This is a genomic window from Vibrio sp. CyArs1 (genome assembly GCF_022432925.1).
GTDB lineage: Bacteria > Pseudomonadota > Gammaproteobacteria > Enterobacterales > Vibrionaceae > Vibrio > Vibrio mediterranei.
Genome location: NZ_JAKRBO010000001.1, coordinates 1 through 14,840, shown reverse-complemented (window position 1 = coordinate 14,840; position 14,840 = coordinate 1). Strand labels below are relative to the sequence as shown.

The following is a 14,840-nucleotide window of genomic DNA, read 5'->3' as shown; positions in this document are numbered from 1 at the left end:
TGATACTTACTGAAAGTCCTCCTTCTCTTTATGAGAGTGTGAGGGCTTTTTTATGACTTCAATCAAGCAACGCTTATTGATAATTAATTTACTCGTGCTTTTGCTATCTTCGACTACTACAGGGAAAGCGTCTTTATTTAAGCTAAAAAGAGCTGTACCACCAGACGCCTGCCAACGGAAGCGGTCGTCCATAGATGTCGTTACATCGATGATTGGATTACCTTTATCAACCTCTAATATTATCTCTATCTGCTGATGCCTGAGTTCACACTTAACTTGCTCTTTCAATAACGAAGAAGACCCATCAAAAGCTATGACCCAAAAAAAGACGGTGTTAAACACCGTCTTTTCTATACCAAATAAACGCATTTTAGTTTTGATGTACGTAGACTGTACTATTCAAAGAGTTCATTTGTGAAACATATGAACTGTCTGCTGCACTTTGGATAACATCAATATCACCGCCACTAGAGGCCACTAGATACGCTTCTGAGAGGTTATTATTACCTTTCTGGTTAATCATCAAGTCATTGTTTGAACTAGATGCACTCAGATCAACAATGGACACATTGTTTTTCTTATTCGTATTTTTACCTTGCATAACAGTAATCATGTTGTTGGAAGAGCTATCAGACAAACGAATTTCCGAGTCTTGGTTTTCCCCATTCTGAGTTACTGCTATTGTGTTCGATTTACTCGCACCTCTAGAGCGAACTCGCGACCAGTTATCGACACCAGTTTGTGCAACCGTTGCTGAAGAGTTATCTTCATCATGTCTGAAATTGACGACAGAGTCATTCGCATGGCCATCTTGAGTAACGTCGATATCTGCTCCGCCTGTGGTTCCACTGATTTTAACTTTGGAGTCATTGAAACTGTACCCACCAGATTGGTCGATCATCACATCATTATTGTTACCTGGACTATTCAATCTGATATCCACAACCGAACGGTTACCATCAAACACACCCAACTCGCCTTGCATCACTGTCACGCTAGTGCCTACATCGTTTGATTGCAAGACCACACTTTTGTTGTCCTTATCACCCTGGACATCCATGCTCTGATAAGCTGCATAATTGTTGAATGAGATTTCCTTCCCTGTACCAGGACCTGCTGCCATCACTGTAGAAGAAGCAACTGCAACACCTAAAGCTAATGCTAACATTTTCATAATAAAACCCTTATTTCCTTTTAAGTTTCCATGTCGACTATAACTTCTATAAAAAGAAGTCATTTACTAAACCAAAGTAACGTTAATACCGCGCGCTAGTTAGATTGGTCTATGTAAATTCTCATTGCACTTGATGCATTAATTAATATGTTATCCCCGCCATTCTGGGAAACACCTAAATTAGCACCACCTGAACCAGCGACAAACGCAATATTATTATCGTTCTCTTGATTAATACTGAGTTTGCTCGAAGGATGAAATATATTTGCTTGACCGATTACCGCTAAGTTATTGTCTCCTTTTTGGGCGACAAGAGCTTGCCCATTTCTTCCAAGTTGACCTATCGCCGCTGCATTGTTATCACCCTCTTGAATGATATAGGCGGTATTTGCTGCCCCTTTCTGACCAATTAGGGCAGTATTGCTACTACCGCTTTGTACTATTTTCGCCTTGTTACCTGCTGAGTTCCCCGGACTTTCCTGAACTACAACCGCAAGCGAATCAGTGGCGTTAGTGATGTGCACCTCTGAATAATTATCGATGTCATCTACAGTATTGAGTAAATCATTGAAATCACTTTGGATATCCTCGTTTACTCCATGTAAGAAAACACCGTGAGACTCAACCCCTCCGTTGGGAGCAAAAACCAGAGCTGTACTCGCAGCACTAGTGCTAGCGACTAAGCACGCTACGCCTAATACCGATTGAAGTTTCGTTTTTATCGAAGCATTCATTGCGACTTTCCCTGAATTGCCAAATGTATCGATTTTCATCCTGCTTCTGAATTAACTGAACGCAGACTTCGGATTTAACACTTCATGATTCTTAAAATGGTTGTGTTGCGTTTCAAACAATAATTGTGATTTCAAACAATGATTGAGTTTGCGCCTTTTAAAAATAAGAACCGATGACATTTAGAATTTTAATTACAACTAGTTTTAGTCACACTAAACTTAAATTGATTTGTAAGAAATAAACCTTGGATATTTGAAGTAATTATTAGGCAATCAAAAGAACCGAAGTATGAAAAAAAAGTCATAATAACTAGTGCTAAAGTTTATGCAGTGAAAAAAGGCTTTGGGTTACTATTTATCTAAGTTCAGTTGAACTCACTCTTCTCATTTTTTAAACGGATTTTTGAATGGGAGCCAACATGAAGTTATTGCTGCTTATGATTACTATGTGTTTGTATGCCTCTTCTGTTTTCGGGGCAGGAAACAGTAATGGTATTGAAAACGGGGCTCCCTTAGAAAACGGTAAAAAGATAGAAGGGCAAGGAGACAAACTTAAGGTTCCGTTTAACGACTTTAGCGAAGTTAGTGGTGTTATTGTCGATAGAACTATCACTCGTTTAGGGGAAGACTTTTACTTTTTCTTCTCTCAACAACTTAATGATAGATACCCTGACCTTAAAGAAAATCTCACTATCAAAGAAATCCCGACAGCGCTTTCCGGCAGTATTATTGAGGTATACCATTCTCGAAAAGCTATCTACAGAACAGCGTTGTCACCAGGTCGAAGACAGGCTAAAGACCGGGCAAACGATGCCTTACAAGTCGTGGGTAATTACATTATTCGATGGCAGGCTGAGCGTCTTTACATGGACACCTTTGATTTGGAACACGATGAATTTTAAGGCGGCAAGGATGGCAAATTTATCAACTAAACTCGCGTTAATTGGAATATTGGGGTCTCCATTAACACTGGCGAGCGAACTCGTCTACACCCCAGTTAATCCTACCTTTGGGGGAAACCCATTAAACAGTACGATCTTGATCAATCATGCGAACGCAATTAACGACTATCAAGACCCGAACGCGAGTTCGTTTGATTTTGAAGAAGAATCAGCACTAGATAGGCTTGCTTCAAGCTTAGAGTCCCGACTAATTAGCCAATTATTGGCAGATATTGGTAATGGCAATACTGGCCAATTGGAAACTGACGACTTCTTCCTTAATGTCGTTGATGATTCAGGCACTTTATTGGTTCAGATAGTCGACAAGGCAACTGGAGAATCCACTGAAATCAGTGTTTCTGGACTTAATCCCGACCTCTAATTTACAAGGAACGTATTATGAAAGGTCTAATTTACTTGAGCCTAGCATTAATGCTTGGTGGCTGCGCACATTCTTTGGATATACCTGATACCTCTGCAGAGCCTAAATTAATGCCACGAGGCGCTACTTACACCGACTTGATCGCGTTACCTAAACCAGCAGGTAAAATCTTAGTTTCTGTCTATGATTTCCGCGACCAGACAGGCCAATATAAGCCTCAGCCTAATAGTAACTTCTCTACTGCAGTACCTCAGGGTGGTACGTCATTGCTGACAACATCACTACTAGACTCTCAATGGTTTGTTCCACTTGAGCGAGAAGGTCTTCAAAACCTACTAACTGAGCGTAAGATTATTCGAGCAGCTCAGAAAAAAGACAAAGTGATCTCAAATCATGGTTCGGATCTATCGTCACTTAACTCCGCTAATGTGGTGATTGAAGGGGGTATTGTCGCGTATGACTCCAATATACGAACTGGCGGCGCAGGTGCAAAATACTTAGGCATAGGAGCTTCAGGTCAATATCGAACTGACCAAGTTACCGTCAACCTTAGAGCAGTCGACGTGCGTAGTGGACAAGTCTTGCTAAGTATAACTACTTCAAAAACCATCTCTTCTCATGAAATTGGTTTGGGCGCATTCCGATTCATTGACTATAAAGAGCTACTCGAAATTGAGTTGGGTTACAGCAACAATGAGCCCGTCAATATCGCGATTATGTCGGCTATTGACGCCGCTGTTATACATCTAATTGTCAAAGGGATGGAAAGAGGAATGTGGTCATCTGGTGACCCAGATGCAATGTCTAACCCGATTATCGCCAAATACTCTCAAGCTAAAACGGAAATTTTATAGCTAACCGAGTAAGCAGCAAACAGGGCTATGCGGAAAATGGAACTTACCCGTAGCCCTGTTTTTTTATCGATTATTAACCGCAAATCCGACTGCAAACATCCAACAAGTGAGCCCTGACATAAAGAATGGAAGGTACGCTAAGGGGTGATAACAATAATGGTATGCCGCAGCAATACAGATAACACCCAACATATTGAAGCCAATGACCATCATTCGGTTTGAACGGTTCCAACTAAGCAGCATGGGCGCTATCAATATAACTACACTTAACAAAGTGATATGCACGTCTTGTTGAACCACTAGGTTGTTAACTCCACAATAAGGCGTTCTAATTCTTCTAAGCTACTCAATTGGTGCAATATGACTTGCTGATTACCATTTACAATTATCGTCGGTGTCGCTCGAACCCTATACTCCTTTATTAAACTGTTAAAGTCATCGACTTCATCTTGTATTTGTTCACAGCGCTCCTCAAAAGGTTGAGAATTAACACCGCACATTTCTAAGACATCGGCAATATCACTACGAAACCTTGGAGTTTGATCCCTTCGAAAGTGAATTCTATGAATCAACTCTTCAATAAATGCTTGCTCTGTGCCCTGCCCTTTGGCAACCACAAAGGCTTCTTGAACGTCGCGACCGACAGGCCCCATACCTACAACAACTTCGTTAAAGGTTAAGTCATGTTTTTGAACAATATCCACCAATGGCCCGTGAACCATGGCGCAAGGACCACAATAAGGTGAATGGAATAACATAACCTGAGATTCAATAGTCTGAGGTCGAGGCAAGGTTACATAGTGCTTACCCTTTTCAAACTGACCAGCAAATACAGCGGTCGACAACAAGCTAAATGCCCAAAATAGGAGAGATTTTTTCATCACGTGCCACACTCAAAATATGGAAATGTGCACACGATAAAACAGCATCTATTTCTAGTGAAATCAGACACTGTTAGAAAATGGTTACAACGTGCGGTAAAAAGAGGCTCTGTTTCGGCTCAGCGGATAGTCACACTATTGAACGAATTCACTAGATGCTATGTTGTTCTTCACCCACAACAATGCTTGCAAACGGTTTTTGACCTTAATTTTCTTGAATGCATTATGAAGGTGGGCTTTCACTGTATTCTCACTAACAAATAGAGTATCGGCGATCTCTGTATTAGACGCTCCATCGCCAAGCAGCTTAATGATTTGCTGTTCTCGTTTCGTTAGCTTGGTATAATACGGGCTGGTTTTTGAGCATTGACGACGACGATAGAAATTCACGTACTCGTAGACCAGCTTTCTGCTCATCCACAACTCCCCAGCTAAAATGCGCTCAAAGCCCGAAACCAACGTTTCAATAGTGTCCGAGGCATAAAAGACACCAACCAGGTTTTGCCATTTAAGCATTTCCGCGTGTTCTAGGTCACTGGGCGCATTTAATAAAATTTCTTTGATGCTGTTGTCCATACTCTCTATAATCTCGTGATAGTGAGTGGCAGTGCCATGACCAATGGCAGCGTAATCAATGATAATAAAGCGCACATCCCTCTCAACCACATCATCTCGTGAGCGGTAAAGCTTCTCAGCAGACATTAACCTAATGGTGATCGGAACCTTTTGCTCTATTGAATCTTTGAGCAAACCGGATTGCAGACTATTCTCTGCTAACAATAATGCGTGCACGTCGTTGCTATCCTTTTCAACAGACATAACCAACTCCCTGTAACTATGCTTAGTACGCCGTATTCTGTGAAGTATAACAGAGCATTTATTGAGCGGATCTGGCGCTAAGCCCGAAGATTAAGTCTTATTTGTGGAATTACAGTAAGTTAGGGTTAGATTCTCAGTAGTGAGAAAGTTTAGATTAATTGCTGAGGAAATCGAGGCCATTAATCTCTTGTCATTGAAGCCCCTATCTTTATTTAGAGCAACTTTAGCCCCTATCAATAGTAGAAATATTACAATTTGAATCAACGCGCCACTCAAGCAAGGTTTCTTGGTTTAAAATAATTAATGGAAGTAGGGAACTATCATAAGTATAACGTGTAAAGCCACCAGATTGCTTTACATGTATTCTAGAATTCGTATTTGTAGTAACTTCATGAGTTTTCTCTTCAGCACTATAGATGGTTAAAACCAGTCCCTTTTCCTTTTGCTCACAACTAAACAAACCTAATGTATGCTGAACATCACCTAGTATGAAATTAGAGTAAAAAAAGAGAACGACGCCCAGCGCCGCTCTAAATAAAGTTTTGCCGTCTCTAATTTTGTACAACAACGTATGTACCGGTATTTGAATTAGAGAGCTGAATATTTGAATAGTCATTTCCAGTTTGAGTCACTGATATACCAGCAATCAAGCCACCATTATTACCCGAGGAGTTTACTAAACTAACAATAGACTCATTAGGAGTGTACCCTGTTTGCGTTACTTCAATGCTATTGTTGTTACTATTTCTAGTTAGATCAATATCTGAATCATGACCTTCACCTGCTATGTTATCCGATTGGGTTACACCAATTCGGTTAAGACTACCATCAACATCGATATCAGATTTGTGTCGGTTATCTGTCTGAGCTACAACAATACGGTTGCGGGCACCGTCATTAATTGTAATATCAGAGTCATTTCTATCACCGTCTTGCGCAACTCGAACTCTGTTATTGTCACTCGAGTTACCGATAACTTCTGTATCAGAGTGGTTGTTGGCCCCATATTGATTGACACGTACTCTGTTATCATCACCCGCGTCAATTTTGATATCAGACCAACTGTCATCTCTGCCCCAAGCGTCACGCTGCCTTACGACCACTAAGTTATGATCCGCATCACCTTCGATTTCAATTCGTGAATCTTGTGAAGAACCACGCTGTACAACGGTTATATCATTGCCGCCGCTGGCTTCTTTTATCTTAATCAGTGAATCATTACTATATCCGAACTGACGTACTGTCACATCATTATCATTACCGGCATTTAATGTACCCTTTATGTCTACGACTGATTGTTGACTTTCACCATTTTGTAATATGGACACATCTGTATCATCAGAGTACTGAGATATAATCACACTCTCTTTATCGGCATCTACACCAGAAAAGTAATTTTTGAAATCAACTTCATGTGCGATGACTGAACCACTACTCAAACTTGCAGCGATTACAACAGCTAGTTTTCTCATAATAACAACCTTAATCCTTTATAATTCCTTGTCGACATATACTTCTTAAGAAGCACGTATTTATATCAACCCACCAACATACCACGCCGTTAATTAGTTTGATTGACGTAAATTCCCATTGAACTGGAAGCATTAATTATTAACTCACTTCCATTTCCTACTTGAGATATTCCAAGGTCTGCACCTGAACCGGCGACTACCGCTGCAATATTCCCATTACCAATTTGATTAACACTGACATTGCTAGATGCACTTCTGTATCGCTTTTGACCAATGTAGGCTTCGTTATCATCACCCTCTTGGATAACAACGGCGACACTTTCTGAACTTAAATCCCAGCCAACTTGACCTACAATAGCTATATTATTATTGCCCTCTTGCGCTATGTAGGCTTCATTCCTGCCTCCTAGTTGTGCTGCCAATACACGATTCCCAGCCCCGGAAACACTGACTTTTGCTTTATTTTTCGCATCAGACCCATAGCTTTTTTGCAAGATGACTACTTGTGCCGATGTAGCATTCGCTATATTGATATCTGAATAATTATCAAGATCCGACTCAGTGCTCAAATCTGAATTATTGGCTTCTTCAAACCCATATCTCGATAGAGTGGCGTCAGTAATACCAGTTAAAAACTCCCCAGATTCAAATGGGGGAGTATGTACAATTACATTAGAACTGTTCACTTCGCCAGCAATAACGACGCTTTCAGAAAGGAAAAGGGAAATAAGTGCCCAGCTAAATAAATAGCTGCATTTACACAAACCTTGAGTTTTAAATAGAACGGTAAGCCATTGTTCCATTTTCATGGGAATACCCTTTCCTAGCCTCAGCAATCTGAGGTTGCATATAAACCTAAACCTTGAATCAAGCTTAAAGTTTATCCATCAGAACACCAATAAACTAACTAGGGTTATTAATTTGCTAGCAAGTAGATGAGAATAGTTAACAGGAAAGAGTAGAAATGACGCAGATTAGCTAATCGAAACATTTACGAAACTTAAACTATCGCATGATAAAAATAAATAACATCATAACAAACAGCCTTTTAGAAAAATTATCACATTAGATCTCTATAATGGCCCTCGGCATTGGTTTTGTGATCATGATCAAAGATAATATTAGAACATCATCCACAACAAGCAAGCTAAATATTCACTTTCATTTAATGCATATAGAAAACCCGCCAAAAAAGACGGGTTAGCATTTAATATGAAGAGCGAAGACTATGCAAGTTCATGGGGAGCTATGTTATCTTTGGCCCAAATGAGGGCTTGCAGACGATTGTTCACCTTTATTTTTTTAAAAGTATTATGCAAGTGTGCTTTTACTGTATTTTCACTCACAAAAAGAGTCTCTGCTATTTGCGTGTTAGAAGCCCCGTTACCCAAAAGTTTAATAATTTCTTGTTCTCTTCTAGTCAATTTAGTGTAGTAAGGGTTTGTCGTATGGCAATGTTTTCCTCGGTAAAGTTTAATGTATTCGTAAACCAACTTTCGGCTCATCCACATCTCACCGTTTAGTATGCACTTAAAACCTGTAATAAGCCGCTCTAGGTTATCGGTCGCATAGAATACACCTACTAAACGTTGCCAACGTAACATCTCCGAATGACGGATACCTGGAGAGGTATTTATCAAAACTTCTTGAGCTTCTAGCGAGAAAACATCCCTAACTTCATGGTATTGTCTTACCGCCGCATGGTCCATCGTCGGGTAGTCAATAATAATTAGATCGACATTGTAATCTTTGGTGCTGCGCCTGAGTTGACCAATACGTTCAGGTGAAATTAGCCGAATTTCCATATTAAGTTGCTGTTCAATCGACTCTTTTAACAGACTCGATTGCAAATTATTCTCTGCCAACAGAACCGCACGTTGGTTTCCCTCTACCAAGGTAGCCATAGTTCACTCCATGTGATTATTTTTGTTTTGAAAAGTAGTTCCAAAGTTAATATTGAATTCGATGCATTCTCATCCGTCAATAGCCTAGAAGTGCAATGAAATCGATTGCATTTGACTAACTTTTATTCAAAACAACGGCTTGCATATGCAGTCTCATTTTTGAGAAAAATATCAGTTGCAACTAAACATAGAGTGTTAAATTGAGATATGAGATATAGCTCTCAAATACTAAATCAAAAGTTCAGTGTGAAATATTGAGGGGGTTTAGCTAGCAGTGGAACTTTTATTTAAAAGCCCCTAGTTAAAATAGCACTTAACAGGGGCTTAAATAGGTGGTTTAGTGAATTGGTGTCTGGCTCTTTTGATTAAACTTGCCAAAGTACTTTTCTAGCACCTCTGGAGTCAATTTACCTTCAGCCTCAAGCTTCTTTAACTCTGCAGCAATTTCACGCTGCTCTTCAATTGAAGGAAGAGCTACCTCTGGCTCAGACTCTGCTTGAGAAGACATCAACTCTAATTCTTTCTCAAAATCACTCATAACAAATTACCTTACTTAATCACTTAAACTGGTTCTAGTTTACTTGTTTTGGCGTGCTCATGCCATATTCCAGCTACAATTAGCCTACTTATGAGCATGTTTACTTCCTTCAACAATGAACACGTATTGCCAAATTATGAAACGTGAAGTGGTAACATCCTTGATTGTAATTACAAAACAATGACATAACTTAGGGAACTTTCGCGGTAGTTTTCCATCTACCTATTTATCTCAATCGCTCGCCATAAGGAAACATCATCATGCCAGCGCAGTCTTTCCAACAACTTCAACGCTATCTCGAATCTCAGGTTATTGGTCAGGACAACTTAGTGAAACAGTTGCTCGTAGCGTTGCTCGCTGATGGACATATACTGGTAGAAGGCCCTCCTGGTCTTGCAAAAACACGTGCGGTAAAGTCCTTAGCCGATTGCATTGAAGGTAGCTTCCATCGTGTTCAGTTTACACCGGACCTTCTACCATCAGATTTAACAGGTACTGATATCTATCGTCCTGAGACTGGTGAGTTTCAATTTAAGTCTGGTCCGATATTTCATTCCCTTATTTTGGCGGATGAAGTAAACCGCGCACCAGCTAAAGTACAAGCGGCGATGCTAGAAGCAATGGCGGAGAAGCAGATTAGTGTTGGTCAAACGACCTACCCTCTTCCCGATCTTTTCCTCGTTATGGCCACACAAAACCCCATAGAACAAGAAGGAACCTATCCACTACCAGAAGCTCAGTTAGACCGCTTTTTGCTTCACTTAGAGGTCAATTACCCAGATGCGGATAGTGAGCTAGCGATCTTGAGGCTGAATCGCGGTGAAGCTTTAGGAGAAAGTCACCACTTTGAGAATCGTATTTCCCAGCAAGAAATTTTCGAAGCGCGACGCCAAGTTTTATCCATTCATATCGCAGAGTCTATTGAAAAATATATCGTTCGATTGGTTATGGCAACACGAACTCCAGATGCTTATAGCAACGACCTAGTCAGCTGGATTGAGATGGGAGTGAGTCCACGTGCAACTATCGCGTTAGATAGAGCGGCTCGAGCTCACGCTTGGCTATCTGGTCGCGACTTTGTAAGCCCAGAAGATATTCACGAAATCATTTACCCAGTTCTGCGACATCGACTGTTACTGACTTATCAAGCGCAGGCCGAAGGAATTGATGGCAATAGAATCATTGACGAGTTACTAAAAACCGTTGCATCGGCGTAGGTAAACTGGCTTATGTTCGGAAAATTTAACCTTGCTAAAGGTTTTCGAAAAGATACCAATAACAGTCACGTCCTCGAGACCGCTATCGTGCGCGGAGACTTGCCTATACAGTGTAATGGAGCCTCGATTTCTCTGCAGGAGCTCTGCTTCTATCAAACACACGGTAAACGTTGGCAGCCACCAGCTAAAAGCCTCTGGTCACAACTTAACGGACAGCATGCCAGCCCTCGCAAGGGACGTGGAATGACGTTTTCTGAAGTTCGCCAGTATCAAGCTGGTGATGACGTTAGACAAATAGATTGGCGCGTTACCGCTCGCACTGGCAAGGTGCACACTAAACTTTTTACTGAAGAGCGAGAACGCCCTGTCGTTCTATTCTTAGACCTGACACCAAGCATGTATACGGGAACGCAACTGCTGTTAAAGTCAGTGCAGCTTTGTCACTTAGCCAGTTTGTTAAGTTGGATTGCTATTGGCAATAAAGATCGCGTCGGCGCGGTTATTCGAACCAATAGACGTTTGTTTGAGCTTCGTCCTTCGAGCTCAAAAGCCTCGCTATACCAATTACTGCAGCAACTCGTCGACGCTCATAATGAGGGTTTTCATAACGTAGTAACGGAATCGAAGAGTGTTCCTAATTCTAACGATATGGAAAGTGACAAAGACCCTTATCAAGTACTAGCCAATCTCTGCAATAAAGGAAGTGAGGTCATTGTGATCAGTGATTTCTCGGCGACTTCTGATAGGGATATAAGCGCCATTTCGAAGCTATCTAAACACAACCGTGTACGAGCTATTCAGTTGTTTGACCCTATCGAGCTTGGTATCACCAAAGCTAAGGGTATACAAAACGTAATGGGTAAAAATGAACGGTTATCAATAGACTTTTCTAATGATCGTACAAGGAAAACCGTTGAATCCATATATACGCAGCAACAGCGCGAGCTAACTTCCAAGTTAAATCGATATGGTATTGCCTTATCTCAAGTATCAAGCGGAACACCGCTTTTACAACAGCTATTAATGTCCAATTTTAAGTAGTGAATTATGAGCCAGCTAAGTCAGCCTCAAACTTTACCTTTAAAGCCATTACACCTACCAACCGAGCCTAGCGTTTGGCCCCTACCTTGGGGATACTGGGCTTTACTGGGTTTCATTGTGCTTTCCATCATTTTAACTGTTCTATTGATACGTAGAAAACGTAAGCAAGAGCGCGCAAAAAAAGCCGCTTTAAAAATGCTTACAAGCGATGTGTCCACATTGTCACCCGCTGAAGCCAATGAAATATTACGCCAAGCGGCGCTTAGCTACTTCCCTAGAAAAGAGGTGGCTAATTTGACTGGACAATCATGGTTGAGTTTTTTGGATTCACAACTTGCCTCGCCGAAGTTTATACCCAATGAATCTTCGTGGCACTCCGCACTATACACCAGCGCCAATCCTCCAAAAGATGAGGAGGCAAACTTAATCTCCGATTGTAAATACTGGGTACAGAATGCGCTGCCTCCAAAAAGAAAATATCGAAACTGGAATGCTGCATCATGAGTGAATTTACATTTGAATGGTGGTGGCTATTCGCTTTGCTACCCCTGCCATACCTCAGCTATAAGTTCTTTCAACCTAAACAACCAAGCGCATCTATAGTTTTACCTCACATTTCAGGCATGCCAGCTGCGAGCCGAAAGAAAATACTACTCGTCCGGACCATCGCAATAATGGCATGGGTAAGCCTAGTATGTGCTGCTGCTCGACCAATTTGGTATGGCGAGCCTATTGAGATTCAGCCAAAGCACCGTGACATGATGCTTGTCATCGACCTCTCCTATTCAATGAGCCAACAAGATATGGCATATCAAGATGGTTACATTGATAGGCTCACTGCCGTCAAACATGTGGTGTCAGATTTTGTTGACCGTCGCAAGGGAGATCGAGTCGGATTAGTATATTTTGCTGACCACGCTTATTTGCAGACCCCACTGACCTTCGACAGAGAGACCGTTAAAACTCAGCTTAATCAAACCCTATTAAAACTGATTGGCACCCAGACTGCCATAGGAGACGGTATTGGACTTGCGACAAAAACCTTTGTCGATAGTAACGCTCCGCAACGAGTCATGATATTACTCAGTGATGGCAGCAATAACGCCGGTGTTCTTGACCCTGTTCAAGCAGCAGAAATCGCCAAAAAGTACGGCACCACGATTTACACCATAGGTGTCGGCGCAGGTGAGATGCAGGTTAAAGATTTCTTTATGACCCGCACGGTAAACACCGCAGAAGATTTAGACGAAAAGACATTGATAAAAATCGCTAACATAACTGGCGGACAATATTTCAGAGCTCGTAATGCCGATGAACTAGCGACCATTTACGATACCATCAATGCACTACAACCTGTTAAGCAAGCCACCCAATCCTGGAGACCTCAAACCGAGTGGTTTGCACTACCCGCGACGATCAGCCTGTTGCTGATTATGCTTTTAGTGATACTAAGGAGAGAAAAAGATGAATTTTGAATTTCTCTATCCGCAAGCGTTTTGGCTACTTTTGCCTGTTGCTTTAGTTGTTGCGGTGAAGAACTTCCGTCAATCTAACTCATCACTTATCGCCTCTCACTTAGAAAAAGCGTTGAAGTTGCAATCTGATTCTAAAAAGTCAGCTCAGTTTTGGTTAACGTTACTTTGTCTTGTTCTGATAACCGCGATTGCAGGACCGAGCTTTGAAACCCAAACTCGGCCTGCATTTCAATCATCCAGTGCCAGAGTGTTAGTGCTAGACATGTCTCGTTCAGTTTATGCCAATGACATCAAACCTAGCCGTCTCGCTCAAATAAAGTACAAGGCACAGGATCTACTTCCACTGATTGCCGATGGGCAGACCGGATTAGTAGCCTACGCAGGCGATGCTTACACTTTAAGCCCCCTAACGACAGATTCCGCCACGCTAGGCAACCTAATCACAAACCTTTCGCCTGAGATTATGCCATTCCAAGGTGCGAGAGCAGACTTAGCCGTAAAGCAAGCTATCGATATGATGAAACAAGCAGGCTTGTCTAACGGTGAAATCATTCTGTTTTCTGATGATCTAGGCCAAAGTGAACTTAAAGCAATTGAAGCGATGCTCAGCGGTCATAGCTGGAAACTTTCAGTCTTAGCGTTCGGAACCATTGGAGGCGCACCTATTGCACTACCCGACGGCTCTCTGCTGACTGACAAGTCGGGAAACACCGTCGTTGCCAAAACTCACTTCACAAACTTAGAGCAAGCAGCAAAAGTGGGACGAGGGCACTATACAACGTATCGAAGTGACAATCAGGACATTTCGAGTCTGATCCAAACCTCAGATGTAACCGCAAACCTTAAGAAAGAAGGAGAGCAAAGCGTCGATATAAGGGTAAATAACGGCTACTGGCTACTTCCTCTTGTATTAGTACTCTTTCTGCCATTATTTAGAAAAGGCGTAGTGTTTTGCTCTCCTTTACTCGCTATTCTTTTAGGTTTTAATAGTAACAGCGCAGAGGCGTCCATCATTGATAGCGCATTCAATAATCAGAACCAACTTGGTTACCACGCCTTTCAAGATAAAGATTACGAGTCCGCCAAGAACTTGTTCAGCAACAAGCAATGGTTAGCAGCGGCGCAATATGAAAATGGCGATTACCAACAAGCTATCGACAACTTACAGGGCGAGAGCGATATCAGCGCTTTATATAACCTTGGTAATGCCTATGCCCAGCATGGTGAATTGGAAAAAGCAGCTGATATGTATCAACAAGTGCTCAATCAACAGCCTAACCATGCTGATGCGAAGTTTAATCTTAATCTAGTTAAAGACGCAATGAAGCAACAGCAACAGCAACAGCAACAGCAACAGCAACAGCAACAGCAACAGCAACAGCAACAGCAACAGCAACAGCAACAGCAA

Annotated in this window: 18 protein-coding genes; 8 read left to right on the top strand and 10 right to left on the bottom strand. The window is 41.6% G+C overall.

From position 1 onward, the window contains the following. Positions 1-6: 6 nt before the first annotated feature. The 3 genes from MMA19_RS00090 to MMA19_RS00080 form a co-directional block, all read right to left on the bottom strand. Complete coding sequence (locus tag MMA19_RS00090; RefSeq protein ID WP_240205173.1) at positions 7-342, bottom strand: hypothetical protein; 336 nt, start codon at positions 340-342, stop codon at positions 7-9. A 28-nt stretch (positions 343-370) separates the two neighbouring features. Beyond that, positions 371-1,174 (bottom strand): hypothetical protein, encoded by an 804-nt coding sequence (locus MMA19_RS00085; protein WP_236109625.1) that lies wholly within the window; start codon positions 1,172-1,174, stop codon positions 371-373. 95 nt (positions 1,175-1,269) lie between these two features. Then, positions 1,270-1,947 (bottom strand): curlin subunit CsgB, encoded by a 678-nt coding sequence (locus MMA19_RS00080; protein WP_240205172.1) that lies wholly within the window; start codon positions 1,945-1,947, stop codon positions 1,270-1,272. A 380-nt stretch (positions 1,948-2,327) separates the two neighbouring features. Between MMA19_RS00080 and MMA19_RS00075 the strand changes: the two genes are divergently transcribed. The 3 genes from MMA19_RS00075 to MMA19_RS00065 are packed head-to-tail and all read left to right on the top strand — an operon-like array spanning position 2,328 to position 4,085. Next, positions 2,328-2,810: a curli production assembly/transport protein CsgE gene (locus MMA19_RS00075; RefSeq protein WP_240205171.1), complete on the top strand. Its 483-nt coding sequence runs from the start codon at positions 2,328-2,330 to the stop codon at positions 2,808-2,810. 10 nt (positions 2,811-2,820) lie between these two features. Continuing rightward, on the top strand, positions 2,821-3,231 hold the full coding sequence (locus MMA19_RS00070) for a curli assembly protein CsgF (protein WP_031494927.1): 411 nt from the start codon (positions 2,821-2,823) through the stop codon (positions 3,229-3,231). 17 nt (positions 3,232-3,248) lie between these two features. Continuing rightward, complete coding sequence (locus MMA19_RS00065) at positions 3,249-4,085, top strand: CsgG/HfaB family protein (protein WP_006069040.1); 837 nt, start codon at positions 3,249-3,251, stop codon at positions 4,083-4,085. Positions 4,086-4,384: 299 nt separating this feature from the next. On the opposite strand, the gene MMA19_RS00060 is transcribed toward MMA19_RS00065, so the two are convergent. The 7 genes from MMA19_RS00060 to MMA19_RS00030 all read right to left on the bottom strand — a co-directional run bounded on the left by MMA19_RS00060 (position 4,385) and on the right by MMA19_RS00030 (position 9,699). Beyond that, the gene (locus tag MMA19_RS00060; protein ID WP_236109627.1) at positions 4,385-4,966 is read right to left on the bottom strand and encodes a thioredoxin domain-containing protein; all 582 of its coding nucleotides are present in this window, start codon (positions 4,964-4,966) and stop codon (positions 4,385-4,387) included. A 135-nt stretch (positions 4,967-5,101) separates the two neighbouring features. Next, positions 5,102-5,785, bottom strand: coding sequence for a LuxR C-terminal-related transcriptional regulator (locus tag MMA19_RS00055; RefSeq protein WP_240205170.1), 684 nt, complete (start codon positions 5,783-5,785; stop codon positions 5,102-5,104). Positions 5,786-6,008: 223 nt separating this feature from the next. Further along, entirely contained in the window at positions 6,009-6,353 is a 345-nt protein-coding gene (locus MMA19_RS00050) for a hypothetical protein (protein ID WP_240205169.1), read from the bottom strand. After that, positions 6,337-7,257 carry a hypothetical protein gene (locus MMA19_RS00045; protein WP_240205168.1) on the bottom strand — a complete coding sequence of 307 codons (921 nt, stop codon included), beginning with the start codon at positions 7,255-7,257 and terminating at the stop codon, positions 6,337-6,339. The genes MMA19_RS00050 and MMA19_RS00045 overlap by 17 nt, the downstream gene beginning before the upstream one ends. An 89-nt stretch (positions 7,258-7,346) precedes the next feature. After that, positions 7,347-8,066 carry a curlin repeat-containing protein gene (locus MMA19_RS00040; RefSeq protein WP_240205167.1) on the bottom strand — a complete coding sequence of 240 codons (720 nt, stop codon included), beginning with the start codon at positions 8,064-8,066 and terminating at the stop codon, positions 7,347-7,349. A 417-nt stretch (positions 8,067-8,483) separates the two neighbouring features. After that, the gene (locus MMA19_RS00035; protein ID WP_006069047.1) at positions 8,484-9,161 is read right to left on the bottom strand and encodes a LuxR C-terminal-related transcriptional regulator; all 678 of its coding nucleotides are present in this window, start codon (positions 9,159-9,161) and stop codon (positions 8,484-8,486) included. A 337-nt stretch (positions 9,162-9,498) separates the two neighbouring features. Then, positions 9,499-9,699 (bottom strand): hypothetical protein, encoded by a 201-nt coding sequence (locus tag MMA19_RS00030; RefSeq protein WP_006069048.1) that lies wholly within the window; start codon positions 9,697-9,699, stop codon positions 9,499-9,501. Between the two features lie 260 nt (positions 9,700-9,959). Between MMA19_RS00030 and MMA19_RS00025 the strand changes: the two genes are divergently transcribed. From MMA19_RS00025 to MMA19_RS00005, 5 genes are all read left to right on the top strand, one after another. Continuing rightward, positions 9,960-10,916, top strand: coding sequence for a MoxR family ATPase (locus MMA19_RS00025; protein WP_240205166.1), 957 nt, complete (start codon positions 9,960-9,962; stop codon positions 10,914-10,916). 12 nt (positions 10,917-10,928) lie between these two features. Continuing rightward, positions 10,929-11,957, top strand: coding sequence for a DUF58 domain-containing protein (locus MMA19_RS00020; protein WP_240205165.1), 1,029 nt, complete (start codon positions 10,929-10,931; stop codon positions 11,955-11,957). 6 nt (positions 11,958-11,963) lie between these two features. Continuing rightward, positions 11,964-12,461, top strand: coding sequence for a DUF4381 domain-containing protein (locus MMA19_RS00015; protein ID WP_031493882.1), 498 nt, complete (start codon positions 11,964-11,966; stop codon positions 12,459-12,461). Beyond that, positions 12,458-13,432, top strand: a complete 975-nt coding sequence (locus MMA19_RS00010; RefSeq protein ID WP_240205164.1) for a VWA domain-containing protein — start codon at positions 12,458-12,460, stop codon at positions 13,430-13,432. The genes MMA19_RS00015 and MMA19_RS00010 overlap by 4 nt, the downstream gene beginning before the upstream one ends. Then, positions 13,422-14,840 (top strand): VWA domain-containing protein (locus MMA19_RS00005; protein ID WP_240205163.1); only part of this gene is annotated, 1,419 nt, incomplete at its 3' end. The genes MMA19_RS00010 and MMA19_RS00005, both read left to right, overlap by 11 nt.

Coding starts and splice junctions, on each gene's coding strand:
- MMA19_RS00085 (WP_236109625.1), bottom strand. CDS start 1,174: ATGAAAATGTTAGCATTAGCTTTAGGTGTTGCAGTTGCTTCTTCTACA.
- MMA19_RS00080 (WP_240205172.1), bottom strand. CDS start 1,947: ATGAAAATCGATACATTTGGCAATTCAGGGAAAGTCGCAATGAATGCT.
- MMA19_RS00075 (WP_240205171.1), top strand. CDS start 2,328: ATGAAGTTATTGCTGCTTATGATTACTATGTGTTTGTATGCCTCTTCT.
- MMA19_RS00070 (WP_031494927.1), top strand. CDS start 2,821: ATGGCAAATTTATCAACTAAACTCGCGTTAATTGGAATATTGGGGTCT.
- MMA19_RS00065 (WP_006069040.1), top strand. CDS start 3,249: ATGAAAGGTCTAATTTACTTGAGCCTAGCATTAATGCTTGGTGGCTGC.
- MMA19_RS00060 (WP_236109627.1), bottom strand. CDS start 4,966: ATGAAAAAATCTCTCCTATTTTGGGCATTTAGCTTGTTGTCGACCGCT.
- MMA19_RS00055 (WP_240205170.1), bottom strand. CDS start 5,785: ATGTCTGTTGAAAAGGATAGCAACGACGTGCACGCATTATTGTTAGCA.
- MMA19_RS00045 (WP_240205168.1), bottom strand. CDS start 7,257: ATGAGAAAACTAGCTGTTGTAATCGCTGCAAGTTTGAGTAGTGGTTCA.
- MMA19_RS00040 (WP_240205167.1), bottom strand. CDS start 8,066: ATGAAAATGGAACAATGGCTTACCGTTCTATTTAAAACTCAAGGTTTG.
- MMA19_RS00035 (WP_006069047.1), bottom strand. CDS start 9,161: ATGGCTACCTTGGTAGAGGGAAACCAACGTGCGGTTCTGTTGGCAGAG.
- MMA19_RS00030 (WP_006069048.1), bottom strand. CDS start 9,699: ATGAGTGATTTTGAGAAAGAATTAGAGTTGATGTCTTCTCAAGCAGAG.
- MMA19_RS00025 (WP_240205166.1), top strand. CDS start 9,960: ATGCCAGCGCAGTCTTTCCAACAACTTCAACGCTATCTCGAATCTCAG.
- MMA19_RS00020 (WP_240205165.1), top strand. CDS start 10,929: ATGTTCGGAAAATTTAACCTTGCTAAAGGTTTTCGAAAAGATACCAAT.
- MMA19_RS00015 (WP_031493882.1), top strand. CDS start 11,964: ATGAGCCAGCTAAGTCAGCCTCAAACTTTACCTTTAAAGCCATTACAC.
- MMA19_RS00010 (WP_240205164.1), top strand. CDS start 12,458: ATGAGTGAATTTACATTTGAATGGTGGTGGCTATTCGCTTTGCTACCC.